Raw genomic sequence first — 25,385 nt, forward strand, 5'->3', positions numbered from 1 at the left:
TTTAGTGCTCCTGGCCAATAATCTCCTTAAATACAATAAGAGAACGGTTCAAATTTAAAAAGCTAGAGTTCCATAATTGGGAATCTCTAGCTTTTTTGTGACTGAGAACTATTTTGTCTCAGACTCTCTTTTTTATTCAGACAACTCTAATGTCCGATGAAAAATGAACTCATGAAGAACATTAATCACTGAAAAAAGAAAACACTTAAACTCGCTATTTAAGAACATTGATATTTATTAGGTGGTTTTTATTAGATTGGTTTTTTGAGTGTCTCGGATATCTGACGAAAGTATCCCTAGGAGCGTTTTAGGACTCCAATGGGATGTCAGGATTAAGTTTTGAATGTAGAGTTTCAAAAACTCCCAGATCACAAAAACGTAAGCAAATTATTATTTTTGGCTTTCAATATGAATCGTTCAAAAACAATTCAACCTGCAAATTTTTTATCTACAGAAGAACAGTCTATCAAATTCCGATATTGGTGCGAAAATTTTGAAATATTATTTTAAGCCTCTGTTGTTTCGTTTTTTCTTTGTTTTGAAAAAAGGTCGGGAAAATGCTATAATGAGTAAGATGTGCGAACTGTGTTTGCAAAACTGTAATTCGACTTGGTTTTCCAAGGACCGTTAGTAATAAAAAAATCATTTGTTCAGCTGAATGCTGACAGAATAAAAATTGATAGGAGTAAAGATGAGTAAGAGCAATATTAAACTGATTGCTTTAGGCGGTGTGCGTGAGAATGGGAAAAATCTCTACGTTGCCGAAGTGGATGATTCCATTTTTGTATTGGATGCTGGGCTCAAATACCCAGAAAATGAGCAGCTGGGAGTGGATCTTGTCATTCCCAACATGGATTATCTGTTTGAAAACAAGGACCGTATCGCAGGTGTCTTTTTAACCCATGGTCATGCGGATGCTATTGGGGCCCTGCCCTATCTTTTGGCAGATGCCAAAGTGCCTGTTTTCGGCTCAGAGCTGACGATTGAACTAGCAAAGCTTTTTGTCAAAAATAATGATGTCGTCAAAAAATTCAATGATTTTCATGTCATTGATGAAAATACAGAGATTGAGTTTGGTAAGGTTGTGGTCTCTTTCTTCCGGACGACCCACTCTATCCCGGAGAGCTTGGGGATTGTGATTAAGACAGCGGAAGGAAACATCGTCTACACTGGTGACTTCAAATTTGACCAGTCTGCTAGTGAGTCCTATGCGACAGATTTTGGTCGTTTGGCTGAGATTGGGCGCGAGGGAGTTCTGGCTTTACTGAGCGATTCAGCCAATGCTGACAGTAAGATTCAGGTTGCCAGCGAAAGCGAGGTTGGGAGAGAGATTGAAGACACTATTGCTGACTGGGGAGGCCGAGTTATCGTGGCTGCGGTTGCTAGCAATCTATCTCGGATCCAGCAGGTTTTTAAAGCTGCAGCAGAAACAGGCCGGCGGGTGGTTTTGACTGGTTTTGATATTGAAAATATCGTCCGCACGGCTATTCGGCTCAAAAAACTGTCCCTGGTTGACGAGCGTCTCTTGATCAAGCCCAAAGAAATGTCCAAGTTTGAAGACCATGAGCTGATTATCTTGGAGACAGGCCGGATGGGTGAGCCCATCAACGGGCTGCGCAAGATGTCCATTGGCCGTCACCGTTATGTAGAAATCAAAGACGGGGATTTGGTTTATATCGTTACAACGCCATCTATTGCCAAGGAAGCAGTCGTAGCACGTGTGGAAAACATGATTTACCAAGCTGGCGGAGTGGTCAAGCTGATTACCCAGAACTTGCGTGTATCCGGTCATGCCAATGCGCGTGACTTGCAGCTCATGATCAATTTGCTGCAACCCAAGTACCTCTTCCCGATTCAGGGAGAGTACCGCGGACTGGACGCCCATGCCAAGGCTGCCATGGAAGTTGGAATTTTGCCAGAAAACATCTTGATTCCTAAACGTGGTAGCATTATGGCCTACGAAAAGGGTGACTTTGTACCAGCTGGAGCAGTGCCAGCGGGTGATGTCATGATTGATGGAAATGCCATCGGCGATGTGGGCAATATTGTCCTGCGTGACCGTAAGGTTCTGTCTGAAGATGGTATTTTCATCGTGGCGCTCACGGTTAATCGCAAGGAGAAAAAAATCATTTCCAAAGCCAAGGTCCACACTCGAGGATTTGTCTATGTGAAGAAGAGCCGAGATATCTTGCGGGAGAGTACTGACCTGATCAATAAGACAGTGGAAGAGTACCTAGCTCAGGAAAGCTTTGACTGGGGCGAGCTCAAGGGAGCGGTTCGTGATAGTTTGGCTAAGTTCCTCTTCGAGCAAACCAAGCGCCGGCCGGCTATTCTTCCGGTTGTCATGGAAGTTCGCTAGAGTCACTCGAGGGAGCAACTTTCCCAGTATTTTGCAGTGAGAAAGTCGAATATCGGCTTTTTCTTATCTTTTGGCGGTCGCAGAACAGGCTTTGCTTTCAGAGTGTGGCTGGCTGTGATGCCTAGTCAAGAACAGTAGTTTTTACAAGAGGAGAAAAAAGATGGCAGTGATGCAGATAGAATATTATTCAGAAGCTTTGGAGATGGAGTGGGGAGTCAATGTTCTCTATCCAGATGCGTCGCGCGTGGACAAGCCAGATGATAAGGATATTCCTGTTTTGTATCTGCTTCATGGTATGAACGGGAATCACAATAGCTGGCTCAAGCGCTCGAATATTGAACGTCTGGTTCGCTCGACTAACCTGATTGTTGTCATGCCGAATACCAGCAATGGCTGGTACACCAATACTCAATACGGTTTTAACTATTACGAGGCTATCGCTGAAGAGCTGCCACGGGTGCTCAAGCGCTTTTTCCCCAATATGTCTGACAAGCGGGAGAAGAATTTTATCGCTGGTCTTTCTATGGGCGGATACGGAGCCTTTAAGCTGGCTCTCAAGTCTAACCGTTTTTCATACGCGGCTAGTCTTTCTGGGGCTTTGAGTTTTCTTGATAGTCATCCAGATAATGCCGAAATGGCAACACCAGCCTATTGGCGAGGGATTTTTGGAGACTTTAAAGACTGGACCGGCAGCCCCCATTCGCTGGAAAGTATAGCCAAGCAATCTGATAAAAAGACTAAGCTTTGGGCATGGTGTGGCGAAGAAGATTTTCTCTACAAGGCAAATCAGGAGGCTGTGAAAAATCTTCAAGACTTAGGCTTGGAGATTACTTACAGCCACAGTTCTGGCAAGCACGAATGGTACTACTGGGAAAAGCAGATGGAGCAGGTTTTAGCTTGGCTGCCGATTGACTTTGTCCTCGAAGAAAGACTGTCTTAAAAAATCATGCGATTCAGCGGATTCTGGGTCGAGAATGTGATATAATAATAACGTTTGAATACGAAAGCAGGAGCGAGATATCCCTGCTATTCCCAAATAGGAGATCGAAAATTGACAAAAGATATTCGAGTGCGTTATGCACCAAGTCCAACGGGACTTTTACACATCGGAAATGCGCGGACCGCGCTCTTTAACTACCTCTATGCTCGTCATCATGGTGGAACTTTTATCATCCGTATTGAAGATACAGACCGTAAACGTCATGTCGAAGATGGTGAACGTTCACAGCTTGAAAACCTCCGTTGGTTGGGGATGGACTGGGATGAAAGCCCAGAAACACATGAAAACTATCGCCAATCAGAACGTTTGGAATTGTATCAAAAATACATTGACCAATTGCTAGCAGAAGGAAAAGCCTACAAATCTTACGTTACAGAAGAAGAATTAGCTGCTGAGCGTGAACGCCAAGAAGCAGCAGGTGAAACACCGCGCTACATCAATGAATACCTTGGCATGAGCGAAGAGGAAAAAGCAGCTTACATCGCAGAACGCGAAGCAGCAGGCATCATTCCAACGGTTCGTTTGGCTGTCAATGAAGCTGGTATCTACAAGTGGACGGACATGGTCAAGGGTGAAATTGAGTTTGAAGGTGGCAATATCGGTGGCGACTGGGTTATCCAAAAGAAAGACGGCTATCCAACTTACAATTTTGCCGTTGTGATCGATGACCATGATATGCAAATCTCTCACGTTATCCGTGGGGATGACCACATTGCCAATACACCTAAGCAGCTCATGGTTTATGAAGCACTTGGTTGGGAAGCACCAGAGTTTGGTCACATGACCCTGATTATCAACTCTGAAACTGGTAAAAAGTTGTCAAAACGCGATACCAATACCCTCCAGTTCATCGAGGATTACCGTAAGAAAGGCTACCTACCAGAAGCAGTCTTTAACTTTATCGCTCTTCTCGGTTGGAATCCTGGTGGCGAGCATGAAATCTTCTCTCGTCAAGAATTGATTGAGCTCTTTGATGAAAACCGTCTCAGCAAGTCTCCAGCGGCCTTTGACCAGAAAAAGATGGACTGGATGAGCAATGAATACATCAAGAATGCTGATTTTGAGACAATCTTTGCCATGGCAAAACCATTCTTGGAAGAAGCTGGCCGTTTGACAGACAAGGCTGAGAAATTGGTTGAACTCTACAAACCGCAAATGAAATCAGTGGATGAAATCGTTCCATTGACAGATCTTTTCTTCTCAGATTTCCCAGAGTTGACGGACGCAGAGCGCGAGGTCATGGCCGGTGAAACGGTACCGACTGTGCTGACAGCCTTCAAAGCAAAACTGGAAGCTATGACAGACGATGAATTTGTGACAGAAAATATCTTCCCACAAATCAAAGCAGTCCAAAAAGAAACAGGTATCAAGGGCAAAAACCTCTTCATGCCAATTCGTATCGCTGTTTCAGGTGAAATGCATGGTCCAGAGTTGCCAGATACCATTTACCTATTAGGCCGCGAAAAATCTATCCAGCATATCGACAATATGTTGAAAAAAATTCAATAAGATAAACCAGCTTTCGAGCTGGTTTTTGCTTTCAAAATTTTTACTTTTATGTCACAATTAGATTAAAAGTATACCAAAATATGTTGAGGAGGCAAAAATGAAAAAATGGACGCGTATCTTGGCCGGAGCACTGACGGCTTCACTCGTGCTGGTAGCCTGCGGTCAAAAGAAAGAAGAGCCGACTTCGACTTCTAGCAGTTCTAAAGTCAGTTCGACTAGCTCAACTTCTTCTAAAAAGTCTGAAAAAAGTGCAGGCTCGACAGCCAACTCTGGGGAGGTGGGAAGTCAGGAAGGTTCGGTTTCCAGCACCCAAGAGCCTGCGGTCACTTCCAGTTTGGATATGCAGGCGATAGCTTCTGGGGATTTTTCTAGCATGATTGGTACTTGGCAAGATGCCAATGGTGTTAGCTATACATTTGATGAACGGGGTATCGTGTCAGATGTCGCAAAGCTAGAGACAGATTACGCTAAACTTGATGAAAATGGCCTTTACTTAGTAGGGATTCGCTGGAATAATTTTACAGGTGCTGCTTTTCTCATTATTCCTGCGGGAAAGAGCTTACCTGCAGATAAGACGGCCGATGGAACGGATCCGACTGATACCAGCCAAGATCGCTTCATCATTGCCCAAAGTATCTCTGAGCATCCAGACGTTTTTTATCGTGTGAAATAAGGAGTCTTACCAGACTCTTTTTTTCTATTTCTAAGTTCAGTATTAAGTTCAGTATATAATATAGTAATTTTGAATAAAAATTTAAATTTTGATTATATTTGGATAAATATTAAATTTCCTCTTGACATAAATATTTTCATACAGTAGAATGTATAAAAATAAAAACTAAGTAGAAGGAAGAGGTAGTCACATGGTAAAGGAAAAAGTCATTTTAGCCTATTCGGGTGGTTTGGATACTTCAGTTGCTATTACTTGGCTGAGTAAAGATTACGATGTTATTGCGGTCTGTATGGACGTAGGAGAAGGAAATGACCTAGATTTCATCCACGACAAGGCTTTGAAAGTCGGAGCCATTGAATCCCATGTCATTGATGTCAAGGATGAATTTGCAGAAGACTATGTCTTGATAGCCTTACAGGGGCACACCTTCTACGAGCAAAAATATCCCTTGGTTTCTGCTCTGAGTCGACCATTGATTTCCAAGAAATTGGTAGAAATTGCCCACAAAAGTGGAGCGACGACCATTGCCCACGGCTGTACCGGAAAAGGAAACGATCAGGTCCGTTTTGAAGTCGCCATAGCGTCCTTGGATCCCAATCTCAAGGTCATTGCTCCGGTTCGGGAGTGGAAATGGTCTCGGGAAGAAGAAATTAATTATGCTAAGGCAAATGGTGTACCGATTCCGGCGGATCTGGACAGTCCTTACTCAGTCGATCAAAATCTATGGGGTCGGGCTAATGAATGTGGTGTTCTAGAAAATCCGTGGAACACACCACCAGAAGATGCCTATGATTTGACGGTAGCACCAGAAGATGCACCAGACAAGCCAGAATTTGTGGAAATCGACTTCAAGGCTGGTATGCCGATTGCTTTGAATGGTCAGACCATGAAGTTGGCTGATTTGATTTTGGAGCTCAATGATTTGGCTGGGAAGCACGGAGTTGGTCGGATTGACCATGTGGAAAATCGTTTGGTTGGGATTAAATCGCGTGAGGTTTACGAATGTCCAGGCGCTGTGACCTTGCTTGCAGCCCACAAGGAAATTGAAGATTTGACTTTAGTACGGGAACTGGCTCATTTCAAGCCCATCATCGAAAACGAGTTGTCTAATCTGATTTATAATGGTCTTTGGTTTAATCCAGCGACAGAAGCTTTAATTGCCTATCTCAAGTCAACCCAGCAAGTGGTCAACGGAACGGCCAAGATCAAGCTTTATAAGGGTTCGGCTACGGTTGTTGCCCGTAAGTCAGACAATTCTCTCTATGATGAAAATCTAGCCACTTATACCAGCGCAGATACCTTTGATCAGGATGCAGCTGTTGGCTTTATCAAACTTTGGGGCCTACCGTCCAAGGTTCATGCGGAAGTCCAGGCTCATGCTGAAGAATAGGAAGCGAGGCAGCTATGGCAAATCATAAACTATGGGGCGGTCGCTTTGAAGGCTCTTTAGAAGCTTGGGTCGAAGAATTTGGCGCTAGCATCGGCTTCGACTATCGCTTGGCTCCTTACGATCTGCGAGGGAGTTTGGCTCACGTTCAGATGCTGGGTGAAACGGGGGTTATTGCTCCAGAGGAAGCTAAGGCCATCCAGAAAGGTCTAGAAGAGCTCTTGGCTGATTATGAAGCTGGCTTGATTGAGTTTGATGTGACCAATGAAGACATTCACATGAACATGGAAGCTCTGCTGACCGAGAAAATTGGTCCAGTTGCTGGTAAGCTTCATACGGCTCGTTCACGGAATGATCAAGTGGCAACGGATATGCACCTCTATCTCAAGGACCAGCTCCAGCAGATTGGGGGCAAACTCTTTCATCTGCGCCAGAGTCTGTTGGACTTGGCAGAAGAGCATGTCGAGACCATTATGCCGGGTTATACCCACCTCCAGCATGCTCAGCCTATTAGCTTTGCCCATCACCTTCTGGCCTACTATCAGATGTTTAGTCGAGACAGTGAGCGTTTTACTTTCAACCTCAAACACGCTGATCTATCTCCCTTGGGAGCAGCGGCTCTGGCTGGGACCACTTTTCCGATTGACAGGGAGCGAACAGCTGAGCTCATGGGATTTGCAGACATTTACCACAATTCCCTGGATGCGGTTAGCGACCGAGACTTCATCTTAGAATTTCTGGCTAACAGCAGCATTCTTATCATGCATCTGTCTCGTCTCTGCGAGGAACTGATTAATTGGTGTAGCTATGAATATGGCTTTGTTAGCTTGTCAGATACCTTTAGCACCGGCTCTTCCATCATGCCGCAAAAGAAAAATCCGGATATGGCAGAGCTGATTCGGGGCAAGAGCGGCCGAGTTTATGGTCATTTAATCAGTCTTTTGACAGTCATGAAATCCCTGCCCTTAGCTTATAATAAGGACCTGCAGGAAGACAAGGAAGGTATGTTTGATACAGTAGATACCATCCAGAAGTCTCTGGATATCATGGCGGGCATGCTGTCCAGCATGACGGTCAATAAAGAGCGTATGCTGGCCTCTACCCAGCAGGACTTCTCCAATGCGACGGAGCTAGCTGACTATCTAGCCAAAAAAGACCTACCTTTCCGAGAAGCCCATGAAATTGTCGGAAAATTAGTGTTGGAATGCAGCAAGGCGGGCTATTATCTGCAGGATATCTCCTTGGAGCGTTATCAGCAAGTGTCACCTCTAATTGAGCAGGATATCTACCAGACCTTGCAGTCTCAGACAGCCGTACAGCGCCGCAATTCTCTGGGAGGTACAGGCTTTGCCCAGATTCGTAAGGAATTGGCCAGAGCCAAAAAAGAACTCAAATCATAAAACAAACAGGAAATGAGGAAGCTCATTTCCTGCTTTTTGAACTTGTGGTTATCATACTGTCTTTGTTATGTCTGCACTTAAATTTGATTAGAATATTATAAATTTCACAGCTTTTTTGCTTAGGAATTTCCCGAGAAATAGCAGTGTTCTCGAAATAGCCGACCCTTATTGGCATTTTGGGAAAATATGGTATAATAGAGTTAATTTTGGTGGATGGAGTTGAGTTTTGAGAAAAAACTATCGCGTCAAGAGCAAAAAAGATTTCAATGCGATTTTTAAAGACGGGCAGAATTTTGCCAATCGAAAGTTTGTCGTTTATAAATTGGAAAAAGATCAGAAGCACTTTCGAGTGGGGATTTCCGTCAGTAAAAAACTGGGGAATGCTGTTGTCCGCAATAGCATCAAAAGAAAAATTCGGCATGTTTTGATCAAGTATCAGGGGGACTTGGCTAAAGCTGATTTTGTCGTCATTGCCCGCAAGGGAGTTGAAACTCTGGACTACCACCAAGTAGAACAAAATTTATTGCATGTCTTGAAGATTGCAAAAATTTATCAGGAAGGATTTGTTTGTGAAAAAGAACAGTAAAATAGGAATTCTTTTAGTGGCCTCGTTGCTCATTCTCACGGCCTGCGGGACCAGTGAAGTAACAGCCAATTCAAGCGATTTTTGGGAAAAATTAGTTTATTTCTTTGCAGAAACGATTCGTTTCTTGTCTTTTAATGGAAGCACAGGAATCGGTATTATTCTCTTCACTTTGATTATTCGGACAGTCTTGCTGCCAGTCTTCCAGTTTCAGACGACGTCTTCAAGGAAGATGCAAGAAGTTCAGCCTTATATCAAGAAGCTTCAGGAGAAATATCCAAGCAAGGATATGGAAAGTAGGGCAGCTTTAGCGGAGGAGACGAACAAGCTTTATAAAGAAATGGGTGTAAATCCCTATGCTTCTTTTATTCCGCTATTTATCCAAATGCCGGTGCTGCTGGCGCTTTTCCAGGCCCTTACACGGGTTGAATTTTTGAAAACGGGGCCTTTCCTGTGGCTCAATCTGGGAGCGACGGATCCGACTTTTATCCTGCCGATCTTAGCTGCTCTCTTTACTTTCTTCAGTACTTGGCTGTCCAATAAGGCATTGCCAGAAAAAAATGGCGGGATGACAGCTATGATGTATGCTATGCCAGTGTTGATTTTCTTCTTTGCGGTTTATGCAGCCAGCGGGGTCGCCCTTTATTGGACAGTGTCCAATGCTTATCAGGTTGCTCAGACCTTGCTTTTAAGCAATCCGTTTAAGATTATTGCTGAACGCAAAGCGAAGGAAAAGGCAGAACGCCAGATGGAAATGAAGAAGAGACGTGCTCTGAAAAAAGCACAGAAAAAGAAAAAGTAAGAAGGAGGACTCTTGCAGATGGTTATATTTACAGGAGAAAGTGTTGAAGAAGCAATTCAAAATGGACTAAAAACGCTGGACATTCCCCGAATGAGAGCACATATTACAGTTGTTTCGCGTGAAAAAAAAGGTTTTCTCGGTTTATTTGGCAAAAAGCCAGCACAGGTAGATGTGGAGCCGATTGCGGAAACGACGGTGGTCAAGGCTAACCAAAAGGCAGTAAAAGGCGTTCCTGAGGAAATTAATGCTCAAAATGAGCCAGTACAAAGCGTTAGTGAAGCAACGGTTGACTTGGGACGTGTGGTTGCAGCCATCAAAAAAGTTGAAGAAGAGGGCGAGCTGGTTTCAGATGAAGTCAAAGCTCAAATCCTGAAAAATGATAAACAGGCCAACACCATTTTAGAAGAAACAGGTACGATTGATCTTTTAAAAACCAGCCAAGCCATCAATGAGACGGCAAACCAGAAAGAAACAGATAAGGTTGTTTCGTTTGAAAAAGCAGTCCCTCGTCAAGAGACACCTGTCTCAGATGCGCCGGCAGAATCATCTTTCTTTGATTTGGGAATCCAGGTTGAGGAAAATTATGATATTGAGGAAGTCGTAGCTAATGTGACAGAATATGTTCAAAGGATTGTCGATGAGATGGATGTTGAGGCGACCCTTTCTAGTAACTACAATCGCCGGACAATCAATATGCAGATTGATACCAATGAACCAGGGCGCGTGATTGGTTATCACGGCAAAGTATTGAAAGCCCTCCAGCTTTTGGCCCAAAACTATCTTTACAATCAATATTCCAAGAGCTTTTACATTTCTATCAATGTGAATGATTATGTGGAACATCGGGCGGAAGTGCTGCAAAGCTATGCGCAAAAATTGGCTCAGCGGGCTCTGGAAGACCGTCGCAGTCAGCATACAGATCCTATGTCTAATAATGAGCGCAAAATTATCCACCGAATTATTTCCAGAATTGCTGGTGTGACCAGCTATTCAGAAGGTGACGAGCCTAACCGCTATGTTGTGGTGGATATTGATTCAGAATAAATCTTAACCAGCTGAAAGGCTGGTTTTGTACTATGTCTGTAAAGGACAGGAGAATGATTTATGAAAAAACAAGTTATTCTTGTGGGGCTTACTTTCTTGATGCTCGTTGGCTGTGGCCACGAAAATATGAAAAATCAGTCGGATTTTTCTTCATCAACTACAGAAAAGATAAGGACATCAGGGAAGGATGAAAAGACTTCAGAAAGCAAGGAAATATCATCTAAGCCTTCTGAAGCATCTGCAGAATCATCAAGAGAGTCCCGTTCAGGCATGACTGATATGTTTAAGCAAAACGAACTCTTATATGCTTCGACCCTTGACAAATTAAAGGCTGATCAGTCTGAGGGGCATGCTCAGGTGTATACATTTTATGATATTGATGGTAATGGGACAGCGGAATTGTTGACAGGGCATCTGTCTACGAATGGTGATTATTATTTAGCAGCTATTTATTACTTGAATCAAGGAGTTTCGACTTATTTGGCACAATCGAGGGTTGCTTTGGCAGGTGGAAGCAGAGAGAGTGCTATGATATATACAGATGGGACGGTATTCTATGCATGCTGGCATTCATTGCACTCTGAGGCTAACGGTTATCTTTATAAATTGAGGAGTGATAATACAGGCTTTGATATAGAAAAAGAGGGAGAATTTCAGGTAGCTGGGGTAAAGCCTGCTGATGAACGCAGTGCGAACTCTATTTTTGGCTTAGGCTCAAAAACTCCCTTAGATCTGACTTCGCTGACTTGGAAGGAGATTTCTTCCTATTCCTCAAATTCATAAAGAGAAGAATACCCAGAAGGGGATGATATGTCACTTTTCCCAGCTATTGAAGTTTTGCCGGCTGAGCAAGGCAGAAAGTTTAATTCGCCAGACAAGGCAGGAGGCCTGCGAGAGATGATGTTAGATTTGAAAGCCAGAGGGCAGGAGGCTCGTCAGGAGTTTGCGGATTTGGTTTGGGATTTTCAGGTTCTCTATCCCAAGCTGAGTCTGGAGAGGATCAGTGATTTGATGAAACAGGCTCAGATTTAACGACCGCATTTTTGGAACTATCTGAAGGATCATGGTGACGTGGCCGAGCCTATGTTTGTTCTGGGGCTGTATGGGAAGTCTGCAGATTTCGGCGTTTCCTTGGAGGGCAGTTTTATCAAGTGTCAAAAGAATGATCAGAGTCTAGCCAAGCAAAACCGAGTTTTGACTGTTCCAATCAAGATGCCGACCTATTATTTTGCGCAGATAGAGGGTGTGAGTCAGCATTTCGAAGGAACAGAGAAAAATCGCCAGCTCGGTTCGTAAAGTTTTGGTTAAAGAGGGATGTCAATCTGTCTCAGGCTCCAACCAAGCAGCAGGTTTTGTCCGAGCACCAGCAGGCTATACTTAGCTTGATTCCCTTCTATGAAGTGACTCGATTCGAATGATTGCGTTTTCAAAACAAACATTTATCCTAATGCTATTGACAAACGGAATAGAATCAGATAGAATAGTAAGGTATGTTTAGTAACTGATCACAACTAGCCGGCTAAACGAATACAAGAATCTAAGAGGAGGTATTCATCGTGAAACGTACTTATCAACCAAGTAAAATCCGTCGTGCGCGTAAACATGGTTTCCGCAACCGTATGTCAACTAAAAACGGTCGTCGTGTATTGGCAGCTCGCCGTCGTAAAGGACGCAAAGTTTTGGCTGCATAATCCAAACGATTTATCAAGAAACCAGCGGAGACTCGAGACCGCTGGTTTTTCTATGTCTCTTAGGGAATCCCGTCTGCAAGACACAGATGGGGTGAGACTGAGGAGGAAGTGACGTTAGTGCTGCACGGCGACGCTTGAGAATGAAATTTCAACCAAAAAAACCAGAAAGAAAATCATATTCTTTCTGGTTTTTTGAATGTATTCAAGAACCATTGCTTATCATCCCGCTGGTAAAAGCATTGGATAAAGATAGCAGAGCAAGGTAAAGCTAATCAGGGCGTAAAAGATACCGATACGAATAGCTTGGATAGGTTTATAGAAACGAATCAGAGTTAGTAGGCACCAGACTAAGAGCACTAGGATGAACCAAGCTGAAATCAGACGCAGTGGCGTTGGTCCGTAGAGGTAGATGTAGATTCCAAATAATTTCCAACCAGCAAGCAAGGCCAGTAAGCCTGCAAAGATAAAGAGAATAGTAGCTACTAGTCGCGTTCCTTTCTGGTCCCAGAGCGGTATTTTGGCAATCAGATAGAAGACGCCTAGAACTGCAAAATTGAGAATGGATACCCGAACCAACTGCCAGAAGCCAGCTACGGCGACAGTCGAAGCATTCTGCGGAGAAATAGCTTGAGCTACTGTTCCACCGCTCAGCAACTGACCAAGCTCACTCAGACCGGTCAGGAAGAAGAGTGCATAGGTCAGGCAGAGGCTACCGATGATAATGTAGGCTGTGAAAGCAGGAGCGACTCGCAAAGGGCGAATGCTCGCTTGCAATTTTTTGTAGGTCAATTTAGTGTCTTTTTTACCTAACAGACTGCCAGCTATGAGGCCATACAAGTAAAGACTGATGGGGACAGCTAGGCAGGCTTGGAAGAGAATCACGCTGCTATCAATACTTGAAAAGAGTGAGTCAAGTAGATTCTCGATAAAATCAGCGGTATTGCTGAAGAAAGAGGCAAAGCTATCTGAAACCTGACGCAGCTGGGACCAGACAAAGTAGACCAAGATTCCTGCGACAAAGAAGCTGCTGACGATAATAACAAGCTGTTGGAGTTTCTTTGAAAATGGACTATCAGAACTGTCGGAAGTGTCAGACTGATTGCCTTGTATAAAGACCAGAATAGCAGCAATGAAATTTTTAAAAGGCAGGATGCAGAAAGCTTGAATGGTGTCAAACCAGACCAGGATACCCAAACGCCCCTGACTTAACCAACCTGTGCGGGACAGGATATAAAAGGCGAATGAGATATGGATGGCTAGAAATTGGAAAAATTCTAGCTGGCGATGAAGTCCCCAGATACTTAAAGCTAGAGCCTGAGCTAGTGTCATGATAAGAAAGATTCGAGCCTCTAACCCGCTGTCAAGATTCTTTATCTGCAGGGATGGATAGTCTAATTTTTTGATAAGAGCTTCACTCAATAGTACGAAGCCAATGGTGACAGGAAAAAAGGCTAGGGTTTGATCATTAATGAAGACAGCAGAATAAAAGTAGGTTAAAAGATAAAGAAGCGGATAGCTGATTTTAAAGAATCGTAGTTGTTTGTCCTCTAAGCCTGTGAAGATGGTCTGTCGTTCCTCATCTGTAGGCAAATAAGGCTGGGTATTCATCTGTTCTTGCACTGGATATTCCATAATTATTTCTCCTCCTCCTCATCAGGGATATACTCTAAAATATCGCCAGGCTGACAGTCTAATTCACGGCAGAGAGCGTTGAGTGTTGAAAAACGGACAGCCTTGGCTCGATTATTTTTTAGGATAGATAGATTGGCTGGTGTTAGGTCAATCAACTCTGCTAAACGGCCAGCACTGATGCGCTTTTGCGCCATGACAAGGTCTAAATTTATCTGAATCATAAGACCTCCTAAATAGTGTAGTCTACTTGATCCTGCAGCTCAATGGCCTTGCCAAAGGCATTGCGGATGACACGGATAATCAGGGTCAAGATGCTACAGGAAACAGTGACTAAGAGCATGGGCAAATAGGCTGTCAGCCCCATAAAAAGAGAGATAAGAGCGACAGTGCCGACTTCCCAGCCAAGATAGCGCATGTACAGAACATTTTGTGTGATAAAAACCTGATTTTTACCGATGCGGCTAAGGAGCCGATAGAGATGGACAATACAGGTCAGAGCCAGGCAGCCGAGGACATAGCCGAGCAGCAGCAAGATCCAAAAGCGCGTCTCTCCTTGAAAGAAAGGAGAGGGAAATTCGATAACTAGGTTGACGACCCAAGGTCCTAGAGCTATCAGGATAATTGAAGCAATAAATAAAAGGCTGATACTGATTTTTGTAAGAGTGATGCTCATATCTTCAGCTGTTTTTTGTCTTGTCTTTGACATGGATTCCTCCGAATAATATTTCTATTTTTACTTACTATATCACAAAACATATCGATAATCAATAACAATCTATCGAAATTTAATAAAAAAATATCAAAAAACGACAAATTCGGTTCCTGTCAAGCACTGAAAGAATGATAAATACCCGCTGGAGTAGATGGAGAGAAAGTAAAGCTCTTGCCCCTTTAACTGACTTTTTTGGTATAATGAAAGGCAGGAATAGTCTGGCTTTGCTGGTCGGAGGTCGAGAGAATAATGCAAGAAAGGAAAGAGTCCGTGGGTCTAAAAAATCTTCATTACCGTAGTAAAATATATGAATTTCTCATGGTGTCAGCTATCGTTTCAAGGGAAGATAAGTATATGTGGAAGGATTTGCGGCAGGAGCAGAAGAAGCTACTGCTTGATGTACAGCCTTATTATGATCAGCTTTATCAGGCTTTACTCCCTCTGAAAAGCGGGCTGGTTGCGGTTGGTTTATTTGAAGAAGCTACGGTAGGGCTGGCTCCGCTCCTTTATCTATACTTACTGGAAAAAGGAGAAGATCCAAGCAATTTAGAGGAATTATTGGAGTGTTTGAGAGCTTTAGACACAGATCAAATTCTTTATTGCCTAGAACTCAAGCTTTCTGCTGGGAAAGTTGCCAATAGAAGTCAGGAAGATTTGTTGGCTTTTCTAGAGGCTAGTGACAAGTCTCCAGAGAATAAATGGTACTGGTATCAAGCCATTCAGCATCCAGAGCAGCTGCGGGATCAGCTAGTTTCCTTACTGGAAGAAGTCTTCAAACTTTATCAGCCGATTTATGATCGGTTTGAGCAGGAAGTCTTGGTTTTTGAAAAAGACTTTAGCCTAGCTGATATGTTTGATGATGAAGCGCTGAAAGCTAAGTTGCTTGCAAATGACACACACGTCTTTGTCTTGTCTCCCATATTTATAGACTTCTTTTTTGAAAAAATTCCTGATTTTAGCTCTTATTTCTTGGTCGTTTCGACGAGAAGTTCCCAGGTGTCACAGACAGGATCGGAGCTTGATGACGAAACGTTCGCTCTGACCTTAAAAACTCTTGGAGATGAAACTCGTTATAAAGTCTTGATTAAGCTGATTCAGCCACATGCCAAGAATAAAGATATTGCGAAAAAGCTAGGACTCACAAGAGCTTCTATCTCTTTCCATACGCAGAAGTTGCTAAACTCTGGCTTGCTGGAGTTGGTGATGGATGATGGTTCTGTGAAATACACGGTCAATAAAAAATTGATTCAAAAAATTATAGAGAAGTTCAAGCAGGACTTGAAATAGCTGAAGAAAACCTAGATTTACTCTAGGTTTTTGTTTTTTATAAAGTGATTATTTAACAAAGAGTTGACGATCGTTTGATAAAATGCTATTATTCTGTTAAGCAAAACTCTAACAAAAATAAAGGAGTTACTTTATGAATGTCTTTCTAAAAAACAGAAATTTCCGTCAGTTGCTCATCAATCAATGGATTTCAGGTTTTGGAGACATTGTTTTCTATTTGGCTTTGATGAACTATGTTTCCGCCTATTCCTTTGCTCCACTTGCGGTTTTATTGATTTCTCTTTCTGAAACGCTGCCTCAGTTAATTCAAGTTTTTACTGGAGTTGCAGCGGACTTTCAGAAGGATCGTATTCATAAATACCTGCTTATACAGTTTAGTAAGGTGCTCTTATATAGCTTGGTAACGTTTTTGTTGCTTGGACAAGATTTCTCTTTCTTGATTTTGCTTGTGATTTGCTTGATTAACTTTCTGTCGGATAGTCTGAGTTATTTTTCAGGTGCCATGCTGACCCCAGTTTATGTAAAGGTGATTGAGCAAGATATGACCTCTGCTATGGGCTTTCGGCAGGCTAGTATGAGTCTGGTTCATATTTTGGGGAATCTAGCTGGCGGTTTTCTCATCGCTTGGATGAGTATTGGAGCTTTGGCAGGACTAAATGCTCTGACATTCTTGCTAGCTTACCTTGGGTTTTGGCATATTAGTAAAAACTTACAGGACTTAGAGCCGGAGTTTAGCAGTACCAAGGAGCTAAATAAAGAGAATTATTGGCAGCATTTATTGGATTCTCTTAAAGTCTTGCTGGGATTGAAAAACGTTGTGAGGTTGTTATTGGTTTCAACCTTTGGGCAGGTTACTCTGAATATTCTGACGCCGGTAGCGACTCTTTTATTGCTGAAAAGGCCTTTTTGGAATCTGCAGATTGGTCAGTCCATTGCCGTGTTAATTATTCTAAGTTCCGCTGGTCTGATCTTAGGGAACATTTTGAGTGGCAGTTTGCTAAAAAAAATTTCGACTAAGCTTGCTATGTATGCAAGCCAAGTATTTGAGGGCTTTATTCTTTGCGGTTTTTTCTTGCAGGATTTTTTACTTGTCTTGATAGCGACCTTTGCTTGTGCCGTTGCGGTAGGTTTGCTGAGTCCTAGATTGCAGAAATCTGTCTTCAGCCTGATACCAGAAGAGTCCATGGGATCCATCCAGTCAGCTATTAACCTATTTAGCATGGCTGTTCCAGGTATTTTATCCATGCTCTTGATAGCCCTTGCTAGTAGTATGGGGATTTCCTACATTCTCCTTCCACTTGTATTAATGCTGTTATTGTCTTTCTGGCTCATTATTCCGATGGGAGATTTGGATACGGATAGTTGACGAATAACAATTTCCTCGTTTTTCTGGTTTGGATAGAGTGGCTTCTGCATTTTTAGGTCATTTTTGGTATAATGAAGAACAGGAAATACAAGGAAGTAAAGCATGAAAATTTTTGACACACACACCCATTTAAACGTGGAAGAATTTGCTGGTCGAGAGGCAGAAGAGCTCCAGCTAGCTACAGAAATGGGCGTCAGCAAAATAAATATCGTCGGTTTTGACCGGCCGACCATTGAGCGTGCCTTGGAGTTGGCCGACAATTATGAGCAAATTTACGCTACGATTGGCTGGCATCCGACTGAGGCTGGTACTTATGATGAGGCGGTGGAAGCCTATCTGCTGGATAAGCTTGATCATCCAAAAGTGGTGGCTCTGGGTGAGATTGGTCTGGATTATCACTGGATGACAGCACCCAAGGAAGTGCAAGAGCGAGTGTTCCGCCGACAAATCCAGCTTTCCAAAGAGTTAGACCTGCCCTTTGTCGTCCACACACGTGACGCATTGGAGGATACCTATGAGATTATCAAGAGTGAGGGTGTGGGACCAAGAGGTGGCATCATGCACTCTTATTCTGGTTCTTTGGAAATGGCAGAGCGTTTTATCGAGCTGGGGATGATGATTTCCTTTTCTGGAGTCGTCACTTTTAAAAAAGCGATGGATATTCAGGAGGCTGCGCAGAACCTGCCTTTGGACAAAATCCTCGTCGAGACAGATGCACCCTATCTGGCACCTGTTCCCAAACGCGGCCGAGAAAACAAAACAGCCTATACTCGCTATGTTGTAGAGAAAATTGCTGAACTGCGTGGGTTGACGGTCGAAGAAGTAGCGCAGGCGACCTATGAAAATGCAAAGAAGGTGTTTGGGCTTGACTGAAAAGATAAAAATCCCGCAAGTTGTTGTTGTGGAAGGGCGTGATGACACAGCCAATCTCAAGCGCTATTTTGATGTTGAGACCTATGAAACTAGAGGTTCTGCCATTAGCGATGCGGATATCGAGCGGATTCGCCGCTTGCAGGACTTGCATGGAGTTATTGTTTTTACAGATCCTGACTTCAATGGCGAGCGGATTCGCCGTTTAATCATGACAGAAATTCCCGCTGTCCAACATGCTTTTCTCAAGCGTGACGAAGCAGCTCCCAGGTCCAAGACCAAAGGGCGTTCACTAGGTATTGAGCACGCTAGTTTTGAAGACTTAAAGATAGCCCTCGCTGGGGTGACCAGTCATTTTGAGTCAAGCAGTGATTTTGATGTGACAAAGAGTGACTTAGTGCGGCTGGGGCTACTCATGGGAAGCGACAGCCGTCAACGCCGAGAGTATCTGGGCGAACAGCTCCGCATCGGCTATTCCAATGGCAAACAGATGCTCAAGCGATTAGAACTGTTTGGCGTGACCTTGGCGGAAGTGGAAGAAGTGATAGAGAGGTATAAGAATTAAGAGATGTGCGGTGAAGAATTGCTAAATCAAATTACATTTGCTTAGAATAAAATCTATTAGGAGAAATTAAATGAATGAAAATAATTTACAGTATTCTTTTAGGGAGTCATTAAAAAAATATGGACAGCCACTAGTAATTGATATTTTAGAGTCAGGATTAGATGCTAACTTAAATGAGGGAGTTATAAAAGAAATTCCATTTATTTCTACGGCAGTCTCGCTTTATCATATTGGTAAAACAGTGAAGGAAAGATATCATGTTAGGAAAATGATAGAATTTATTCAGGAAATTAATAAAGGTATTGTAACTGAATATAAGCTGAATGAATATAAGAAAAAGTTTGACAGTCAAGAAAAATTTAGAATAAAAGAACTAGAATATATCGTTATTATTGTCGATAAATATATAGGATGTGATAAACCAGTTATGTTAGCGAGGCTATATCGCGCTTATTTAGATGGCATTTTAAAATGGACAGATTTTTTAGTATATTCTGAAGTAATAGATAGATTCTTAGTAAGTGATTTTAGTACACTAATTGAAAAAGATTTAACTATTTATGATAATGATAATACCAATGAAGATTCTGTACTAAGGCTTGTCGCGTTAGGATTAATGAAAGAAACAACTAATAATTCCATGTGGCAGGCGGTAGATGGCGGACGTTTTATTGTTACAGAGGATACAATGGAAAGAGCAAGATCTAAAAACAAGACATATATAAGAACTAGTTTTGGAGAAAGGCTAGTTAATATTTTACAAGTCCAAGATTTTAAGCTCAAAAAGTATTTTATTTAAGTGAAAAATAGGAAGAGAAAATGAGAATTGCAGACTATAGTGTGACCCGTGCCATTCTGGAGCGTCACGGTTTCACTTTTAAAAAATCGTTCGGTCAGAATTTCCTGACTGATACCAACATTCTCCAGAAGATTGTGGATACAGCCGAGATTGACAAAAAGGTCAATGTCATTGAAATTGGTCCTGGTATTGGGGCTTTGACAGAATTTTTGGCGGAAAGTGCCGCTGAAGTCATGGCTTTTGAGATTGATGAGCGACTGGTGCCGATTTTGGCGGATACTCTGCGCAATTTTGACAATGTGACCGTGGTCAATCAGGATATTCTCAAGGTTGATCTGGCCCAGTACATGGCAGAGTTTAAAAATCCTAACTTGCCTATCAAGGTAGTGGCAAATCTGCCCTACTACATCACGACGCCAATTCTCATGCATTTGATTGAGAGTGGGATTCCTTTTAGTGAGTTTGTTGTTATGATGCAGAGGGAAGTGGCGGACCGGATTTCGGCTCAGCCGAATACCAAGGCTTACGGCAGTTTGTCGATTGCGGTGCAGTATTACATGACGGCCAAGGTTGCCTTTATCGTGCCACGGACAGTCTTTGTGCCAGCGCCCAATGTAGATTCGGCCATTCTCAAGATGGTACGCAGAGACCAGCCAGCAGTGGTGGTTCAGGACGAGAAATTCTTTTTCAAGGTTTCCAAGGCTAGTTTTGTTCACCGTCGGAAAACTCTCTGGAACAACCTGACTAGTCATTTTGGCAAAGCAGAGGAGACCAAAGCCAAGTTAACAGCCGCTTTAGAGCAAGCTGAGTTATCTCCAAGTGTTCGAGGAGAGGCTTTGGCTTTAGCAGATTTTGCCCGTCTGGCAGATGCCCTGAGGACGCAAGGATTATAAGATTTGAAAACCAGCCCTTTTTGAAAAAGGCTGGTTTTTCTGAAAGATGTTTCATGGGAATCTCATGATTTTTCAAAAGAAAAGCTCTTGTCTATTTAGACAAGAGTTCCTGTTCTATGCGGAGGAAGGGATTTGAACCCTCACACCCGTACGGGCACATGCGCCTGAAGCATGCGTGTCTGCCGTTCCACCACCTCCGCTCGAACTCTATTATACCATTTTTTTTGAAAATGCCAATAGTAAAAGCCAAATATCTGTCTTTTTTTGATATAATAATTGTATTAACTTTAAAGGAGCAGTCTTGCAAGGAATAATTATCAAAGCCGTAGCTGGCTTTTATTATGTAGAGTCAGACGGGCAGGTTTATCAGACCAGAGCGCGGGGAAATTTCCGAAAAAAAGGTCAGACCCCTTATGTTGGTGACCATGTTGAGTTTTCAGCGGACAAGGATTCTGAGGGCTACATTTTAAAAATTGCAGAGCGAAAAAACAGCCTCGTTCGACCACCCATTGTCAACATTGATCAGGCGGTTGTTATCATGAGTGCCAAAGAGCCGGACTTCAATGCCAATCTTTTGGATCGTTTTCTGGTGCTTTTGGAGCATAAGGCTATTCACCCCATTATCTATCTCAGTAAACTGGATCTGCTGGAGGATGAGCGGAGCTTGGATGCTTATGCACAGACTTATCAGCAGATTGGTTATCAGGTAGTCCAGTCTATCGAAGATTTATTGCCGCTACTGACGGGGAAAATCACGGTTTTCATGGGTCAGACCGGTGTTGGAAAGTCCACCCTGCTCAATAAAATAGCGCCAGACTTGCAGCTGGAAACAGGAGAAATCTCTGAAAGTCTGGGGCGCGGCCGCCATACCACGCGGGCAGTCAGCTTTTACAATCTTAATGGAGGCAAGATTGCGGACACTCCGGGCTTTTCTTCTCTGGATTATGAGGTGGACAAGGCAGAAGACTTGAATGCTGCCTTTCCAGAGATTGCCGAGATGAGTCGGGATTGCAAATTTCGAACCTGTACCCATACGCATGAGCCAGCTTGTGCCGTCAAACCAGCCATAGAAGCGAAGCAAATTGCTGCTTTTCGTTTCGAAAACTACCTGCAATTTCTCAGTGAAATCGAGAATCGCCGTGAAACTTATAAAAAGACGGCTAAAAAACTTCCTAAATAGAGAAAGGAAACATCATGAAAACATTTAAAATTGCTCCCTCTGTTTTGAGTGCGGATTATGCTAATTTTGAGACTGAGTTGAAAAAGCTAGAAGCCAGTGGAGCAGAGTATGCCCATCTGGATGTAATGGATGGACATTTTGTGCCTAATATTAGCTTTGGTGCCGGTGTTGTAGCAAGTATGCGTCCCCACAGCAAGATGGTTTTTGACTGCCATCTCATGGTATCCAATCCTGAGCACCATATTGAGGAATTTGCTCGGGCGGGTGCGGATATTATCAGCATCCATGTCGAAGCCACACCGCATATTCATGGAGCTTTGCAGAAGATTCGTGCGGCAGGTGTTAAGCCTAGCGTTGTTATCAATCCTGGAACGCCAGTCGAAGCGATTAAAAATGTCTTGAATCTAGTGGATCAGGTCCTAGTCATGACAGTGAATCCAGGCTTTGGCGGTCAGGCTTTTCTGCCAGAAACCATGGATAAGATTCGTGAACTGGTCGTTCTGCGTGAAGTCAATGAGCTGAACTTTGATATTGAGGTTGACGGCGGTATTGACGATAAGACGATTCAGATTGCCCGAGAGGCTGGAGCCAATGTTTTCGTAGCAGGCAGCTATGTCTTCAAAGGTGATGTCAGCCATCAAGTTCAGACTTTGAGAGATGTTTTAGATGCCTAGAATTGCCCTTTTTGCCGGTGGTGATTTGATGGAGTTCAGTCGGGATTTTGATTTTTTTGTTGGGGTTGATCGCGGCTCACTCTTTCTGTTGGATCAGGGAGTCTGTCCTGACTTGGCAATTGGCGATTTTGATTCTGTCTCCGATGAAGAATTGCTGCGCATTAAAGGCAAGGCCAAGGAGGTCATTCAGGCTCAGCCTGAAAAGGATGATACGGACTTGGAATTGGCTGTTTTGGCTTGTTTTGAGCGATATCCGAATGCTCATCTGACTATTTTCGGTGCCTTTGGTGGTCGTCTGGATCATGCTTTGGCCAATGTCTTTCTGCCCAGCAATGACAAAATTGCACCCTATATGGAGCAGCTGATTTTAGTTGATTCCCAGAATTGCGTCCGTTATGTACCTTCTGGTCGTCATGAAATCAAACCGGTGGAAGGCATGGACTATCTGGCCTTTCTGCCGACAGAGGATGTACCTTTGACTATTGAGGGAGCTAAATATCCTTTAAATGAAAGGAATTTTTTCTTTAAAAAAGTTTATGCTTCTAACGAATTTATAGATAGACCTGTATTTTTATCCTTTGACAAGGGATATACGGTTATTATTTACAGTAAAGATAGGAGTTGAGATGGAATTTATCATCATCATCCTGCTCATCATCAATCTGGTCTTCCTCTATTTCTTCTGGCAAAGGCAGGGGCAGCAGGAGCAGGCAATCAAAGTCTTGTTAGAAGAGCAGGAAGATCATCTGTCCGACCAGCTGGATTACCGCTTTGAGCAGGAAAGACAGCAGGAGGCTCTTCGGCAAAAAGATCTGGAAATTGTTCTGGGAGATCGGCTAGCAGAAGTTCGAACAGATTTGCATCGACATTTGACGGATTTACGAACAGAAATGGCGGAGAGTTTCAGCAAAAATCGAGACAAGACTGATGAGCGGATGCGCCAAATTCAGGAGTCCAATGACTTGCGGCTGGAGCAGATGCGCCAGACCGTTGAGGAAAAATTGGAGAAAACTTTGCAGAGTCGCCTGCAGACCTCCTTTGAGACGGTGTCCAAGCAGCTAGAGTCTGTCAATCGTGGTTTAGGAGAGATGCAGACGGTGGCTCGGGATGTCGGCAGTCTCAATAAGGTTCTTTCCAATACCAAGACCCGCGGCATTATGGGCGAACTCCAGCTGGGACAAATTATCGAAGACATCATGACCCCCAGCCAGTATGAGCGCGAATTTGCCACAGTGGCAGGTTCTAGTGAGCGCGTGGAGTATGCTATCAAATTGCCGGGACAGACGGAGCAGGACTATGTCTACCTGCCTATTGACTCCAAGTTTCCTCTGGCGGATTACTACCGCTTGGAAGAGGCTTACGAGTCGGGCAACAAGGAAGAAATTGAACTTTACCGTAAGTCGCTATTGGCTAGCGTCAAGCGCTTTGCCAAGGATATCAACGGTAAATATCTAGCTCCGCCAGCTACGACTAATTTTGGGATTATGTTTTTGCCAACGGAAGGACTCTATTCCGAAGTGGTTCGCAATCCAGAGTTTTTCGACGGTTTGCGGCGAGATGAGCAGATTGTCGTAGCGGGTCCATCTACCTTGTCAGCCCTGCTCAACTCTCTCTCGGTTGGCTTTAAAACCCTGAATATCCAGCGTAGCGCAGATGACATCAGCAAGGTTTTGGGCAGTGTCAAGCTGGAATTCAATAAATTTGGCGGCATTTTAGCCAAGGCTCAGAAGCATCTGAAGAATGCTTCGGGCAGTATCGATGAGTTACTGACTCGCCGAACCAATGCTATTGAAAGAACGCTGCGGCATATTGAATTGTCTGACCAAGACCTTCAGTTACACTTGCTAGATATTCCAGATGAAAGGGAAGACTATGAAAATTAATCAAATGAAAAAGGATGAATTGTTTGAAGGATTTTATCTGATTAAGTCAGCCGAAGTCCGACAGACCAGAGCTGGCAAAAATTACCTCGCCTTCACTTTCCAAGATGATACTGGGGTGATTGAGGGGAAATTGTGGGATGCCCAGCCCCATAATGTGGCAGAGTTTACAGCGGGGAAAGTCGTCCACATGCAAGGCCGTCGCGAAGTCTACAATAACACCCCGCAGGTTAATCAGTTGACCCTGCGCCTGCCAAAAGCTGGTGAGCCCAACAATCCTTCGGATTTCAAAGAAAAACCACCTGTTGATCAAAAAGAACTGCGGGAATACTTGGCTCAGATGATTTTTCGGATTGAAAATCAGGTCTGGCAACGTGTGGTCCGCTCGCTTTATGGCAAATACGATAAGGAATTTTATTCCTATCCAGCAGCGAAAACCAATCACCATGCTTTTGAGTCAGGGCTCGCTTTTCACACAGCTACTATGGTCAAACTAGCGGATGCGATTTGTGACATCTATCCTCAGCTCAATAAAAGCCTCCTTTTTGCAGGGATCATGCTGCACGACTTGGCCAAAGTCATTGAGCTGAGTGGCCCAGAAAATACGGAATACACCGTGCGAGGCAATCTGATTGGGCATATTGCACTGATTGATGAGGAATTGACCAAAACCTTGGTGGAGCTGAAAATCGACGATACAAAAGAAGATGTCATCGTTTTGCGACATGTCCTCCTCAGTCACCACGGCCTTCTTGAATATGGCAGCCCCGTTCGTCCAAAGATTATGGAGGCCGAAATCCTGCACATGATTGACAATCTGGACGCTGAGATGATGATGATGACCGCGGCTCTGTCTCTCGTTGCTCCAGGAGAAATGACCAATAAAATATTCGCACTGGAAAACCGTTCCTTCTATAAACCTAAATTAGACAAGTGAAATACGAAAAATGGGCATTATATTTAGCATAATGTTCGTTTTTTTGCTAGAGTATGATATAATGAAAAAAATAAAATAAATACTCTTAGAAAATCTCTTCAAACTTTATTATCTTCAACAGTCTGAGTAGTTGGTTTATGCT

25 protein-coding genes, 1 tRNA gene and 1 pseudogene are annotated in these 25,385 nt (G+C 43.4%); 23 read left to right on the top strand and 4 right to left on the bottom strand.

Annotation, left to right across the window (positions count from 1 at the left end):
* Positions 1 to 691: 691 nt before the first annotated feature.
* The 12 genes and pseudogenes from FZ952_RS08400 to rpmH all read left to right on the top strand — a co-directional run bounded on the left by FZ952_RS08400 (position 692) and on the right by rpmH (position 12,448).
* Positions 692 to 2,359 (top strand): ribonuclease J, encoded by a 1,668-nt coding sequence (locus FZ952_RS08400; RefSeq protein ID WP_148881337.1) that lies wholly within the window; start codon positions 692 to 694, stop codon positions 2,357 to 2,359.
* A gap of 160 nt (positions 2,360 to 2,519) precedes the next feature.
* Positions 2,520 to 3,299: an alpha/beta hydrolase gene (locus tag FZ952_RS08405; RefSeq protein WP_148881338.1), complete on the top strand. Its 780-nt coding sequence runs from the start codon at positions 2,520 to 2,522 to the stop codon at positions 3,297 to 3,299.
* Between the two features lie 111 nt (positions 3,300 to 3,410).
* The gene (gene gltX / locus FZ952_RS08410) at positions 3,411 to 4,868 is read left to right on the top strand and encodes a glutamate--tRNA ligase (protein WP_148881339.1); all 1,458 of its coding nucleotides are present in this window, start codon (positions 3,411 to 3,413) and stop codon (positions 4,866 to 4,868) included.
* Between the two features lie 97 nt (positions 4,869 to 4,965).
* The gene (locus tag FZ952_RS08415) at positions 4,966 to 5,541 is read left to right on the top strand and encodes a DUF6287 domain-containing protein (protein WP_148881340.1); all 576 of its coding nucleotides are present in this window, start codon (positions 4,966 to 4,968) and stop codon (positions 5,539 to 5,541) included.
* 190 nt (positions 5,542 to 5,731) lie between these two features.
* On the top strand, positions 5,732 to 6,931 hold the full coding sequence (locus tag FZ952_RS08420) for an argininosuccinate synthase (protein WP_148881341.1): 1,200 nt from the start codon (positions 5,732 to 5,734) through the stop codon (positions 6,929 to 6,931).
* Between the two features lie 14 nt (positions 6,932 to 6,945).
* Positions 6,946 to 8,328, top strand: a complete 1,383-nt coding sequence (gene argH / locus FZ952_RS08425) for an argininosuccinate lyase (protein ID WP_148881342.1) — start codon at positions 6,946 to 6,948, stop codon at positions 8,326 to 8,328.
* Positions 8,329 to 8,554: 226 nt separating this feature from the next.
* Complete coding sequence (rnpA, locus tag FZ952_RS08430) at positions 8,555 to 8,914, top strand: ribonuclease P protein component (RefSeq protein WP_148881343.1); 360 nt, start codon at positions 8,555 to 8,557, stop codon at positions 8,912 to 8,914.
* Positions 8,898 to 9,713, top strand: a complete 816-nt coding sequence (locus FZ952_RS08435) for a YidC/Oxa1 family membrane protein insertase (protein WP_148881344.1) — start codon at positions 8,898 to 8,900, stop codon at positions 9,711 to 9,713. The genes rnpA and FZ952_RS08435 overlap by 17 nt, the downstream gene beginning before the upstream one ends.
* Before the next feature lie 18 nt (positions 9,714 to 9,731).
* Positions 9,732 to 10,757, top strand: a complete 1,026-nt coding sequence (gene jag / locus FZ952_RS08440) for an RNA-binding cell elongation regulator Jag/EloR (RefSeq protein WP_148881345.1) — start codon at positions 9,732 to 9,734, stop codon at positions 10,755 to 10,757.
* Positions 10,758 to 10,817: 60 nt separating this feature from the next.
* A complete protein-coding gene (locus FZ952_RS08445; protein WP_148881346.1) occupies positions 10,818 to 11,540 on the top strand; it encodes a hypothetical protein in 723 nt (240 codons plus the stop codon).
* A 27-nt stretch (positions 11,541 to 11,567) separates the two neighbouring features.
* A pseudogene (locus FZ952_RS08450) lies at positions 11,568 to 12,175 on the top strand (HI_0552 family protein).
* A gap of 138 nt (positions 12,176 to 12,313) precedes the next feature.
* Complete coding sequence (gene rpmH, locus FZ952_RS08455; protein WP_000831902.1) at positions 12,314 to 12,448, top strand: 50S ribosomal protein L34; 135 nt, start codon at positions 12,314 to 12,316, stop codon at positions 12,446 to 12,448.
* A gap of 219 nt (positions 12,449 to 12,667) precedes the next feature.
* On the opposite strand, the gene FZ952_RS08460 is transcribed toward rpmH, so the two are convergent.
* Genes FZ952_RS08460 through FZ952_RS08470 form a run of 3 tightly spaced genes read right to left on the bottom strand, consistent with a single transcriptional unit; the run spans position 12,668 to position 14,786 of the window.
* Positions 12,668 to 14,080 carry a DUF4153 domain-containing protein gene (locus FZ952_RS08460; RefSeq protein WP_148881347.1) on the bottom strand — a complete coding sequence of 471 codons (1,413 nt, stop codon included), beginning with the start codon at positions 14,078 to 14,080 and terminating at the stop codon, positions 12,668 to 12,670.
* 2 nt (positions 14,081 to 14,082) lie between these two features.
* On the bottom strand, positions 14,083 to 14,301 hold the full coding sequence (locus tag FZ952_RS08465; protein WP_125406645.1) for a helix-turn-helix domain-containing protein: 219 nt from the start codon (positions 14,299 to 14,301) through the stop codon (positions 14,083 to 14,085).
* Positions 14,302 to 14,309: 8 nt separating this feature from the next.
* Positions 14,310 to 14,786, bottom strand: a complete 477-nt coding sequence (locus FZ952_RS08470) for a DUF2975 domain-containing protein (protein ID WP_148881348.1) — start codon at positions 14,784 to 14,786, stop codon at positions 14,310 to 14,312.
* A gap of 255 nt (positions 14,787 to 15,041) precedes the next feature.
* Between FZ952_RS08470 and FZ952_RS08475 the strand changes: the two genes are divergently transcribed.
* The 6 genes from FZ952_RS08475 (at position 15,042) to rsmA (ending at position 20,572) form a co-directional block, all read left to right on the top strand.
* Positions 15,042 to 16,079: a winged helix-turn-helix transcriptional regulator gene (locus tag FZ952_RS08475; RefSeq protein WP_148881349.1), complete on the top strand. Its 1,038-nt coding sequence runs from the start codon at positions 15,042 to 15,044 to the stop codon at positions 16,077 to 16,079.
* A 133-nt stretch (positions 16,080 to 16,212) separates the two neighbouring features.
* The gene (locus FZ952_RS08480) at positions 16,213 to 17,445 is read left to right on the top strand and encodes an MFS transporter (protein WP_148881350.1); all 1,233 of its coding nucleotides are present in this window, start codon (positions 16,213 to 16,215) and stop codon (positions 17,443 to 17,445) included.
* Between the two features lie 102 nt (positions 17,446 to 17,547).
* Positions 17,548 to 18,318 (top strand): TatD family hydrolase, encoded by a 771-nt coding sequence (locus FZ952_RS08485; protein ID WP_037614830.1) that lies wholly within the window; start codon positions 17,548 to 17,550, stop codon positions 18,316 to 18,318.
* Positions 18,284 to 18,880, top strand: a complete 597-nt coding sequence (gene rnmV / locus FZ952_RS08490) for a ribonuclease M5 (RefSeq protein ID WP_187423901.1) — start codon at positions 18,284 to 18,286, stop codon at positions 18,878 to 18,880. Before FZ952_RS08485 ends, rnmV begins: the two co-directional genes overlap by 35 nt.
* Before the next feature lie 70 nt (positions 18,881 to 18,950).
* Positions 18,951 to 19,679: a hypothetical protein gene (locus FZ952_RS08495; protein ID WP_148881351.1), complete on the top strand. Its 729-nt coding sequence runs from the start codon at positions 18,951 to 18,953 to the stop codon at positions 19,677 to 19,679.
* Between the two features lie 20 nt (positions 19,680 to 19,699).
* The gene (gene rsmA, locus FZ952_RS08500; protein WP_148881352.1) at positions 19,700 to 20,572 is read left to right on the top strand and encodes a 16S rRNA (adenine(1518)-N(6)/adenine(1519)-N(6))-dimethyltransferase RsmA; all 873 of its coding nucleotides are present in this window, start codon (positions 19,700 to 19,702) and stop codon (positions 20,570 to 20,572) included.
* A 117-nt stretch (positions 20,573 to 20,689) separates the two neighbouring features.
* On the opposite strand, the gene FZ952_RS08505 is transcribed toward rsmA, so the two are convergent.
* Positions 20,690 to 20,772 (bottom strand) — tRNA-Leu (locus tag FZ952_RS08505).
* Positions 20,773 to 20,873: 101 nt separating this feature from the next.
* Between FZ952_RS08505 and rsgA the strand changes: the two genes are divergently transcribed.
* The 5 genes from rsgA to FZ952_RS08530 are packed head-to-tail and all read left to right on the top strand — an operon-like array spanning position 20,874 to position 25,243.
* Positions 20,874 to 21,752 carry a ribosome small subunit-dependent GTPase A gene (rsgA, locus tag FZ952_RS08510; protein ID WP_148881353.1) on the top strand — a complete coding sequence of 293 codons (879 nt, stop codon included), beginning with the start codon at positions 20,874 to 20,876 and terminating at the stop codon, positions 21,750 to 21,752.
* 14 nt (positions 21,753 to 21,766) lie between these two features.
* On the top strand, positions 21,767 to 22,426 hold the full coding sequence (rpe, locus tag FZ952_RS08515; RefSeq protein WP_148881354.1) for a ribulose-phosphate 3-epimerase: 660 nt from the start codon (positions 21,767 to 21,769) through the stop codon (positions 22,424 to 22,426).
* A complete protein-coding gene (locus FZ952_RS08520; protein ID WP_148881355.1) occupies positions 22,419 to 23,051 on the top strand; it encodes a thiamine diphosphokinase in 633 nt (210 codons plus the stop codon). Before rpe ends, FZ952_RS08520 begins: the two co-directional genes overlap by 8 nt.
* 1 nt (position 23,052) lies before the next feature.
* Positions 23,053 to 24,309 carry a DNA recombination protein RmuC gene (rmuC, locus tag FZ952_RS08525; protein ID WP_148881356.1) on the top strand — a complete coding sequence of 419 codons (1,257 nt, stop codon included), beginning with the start codon at positions 23,053 to 23,055 and terminating at the stop codon, positions 24,307 to 24,309.
* Positions 24,299 to 25,243 (top strand): 3'-5' exoribonuclease YhaM family protein, encoded by a 945-nt coding sequence (locus tag FZ952_RS08530; protein WP_148881357.1) that lies wholly within the window; start codon positions 24,299 to 24,301, stop codon positions 25,241 to 25,243. Before rmuC ends, FZ952_RS08530 begins: the two co-directional genes overlap by 11 nt.
* Positions 25,244 to 25,385: the final 142 nt, after the last annotated feature.

This window comes from Streptococcus sp. Marseille-P7376 (assembly GCF_902460385.1).
Classification (GTDB): Bacteria; Bacillota; Bacilli; order Lactobacillales; family Streptococcaceae; genus Streptococcus; species Streptococcus sinensis.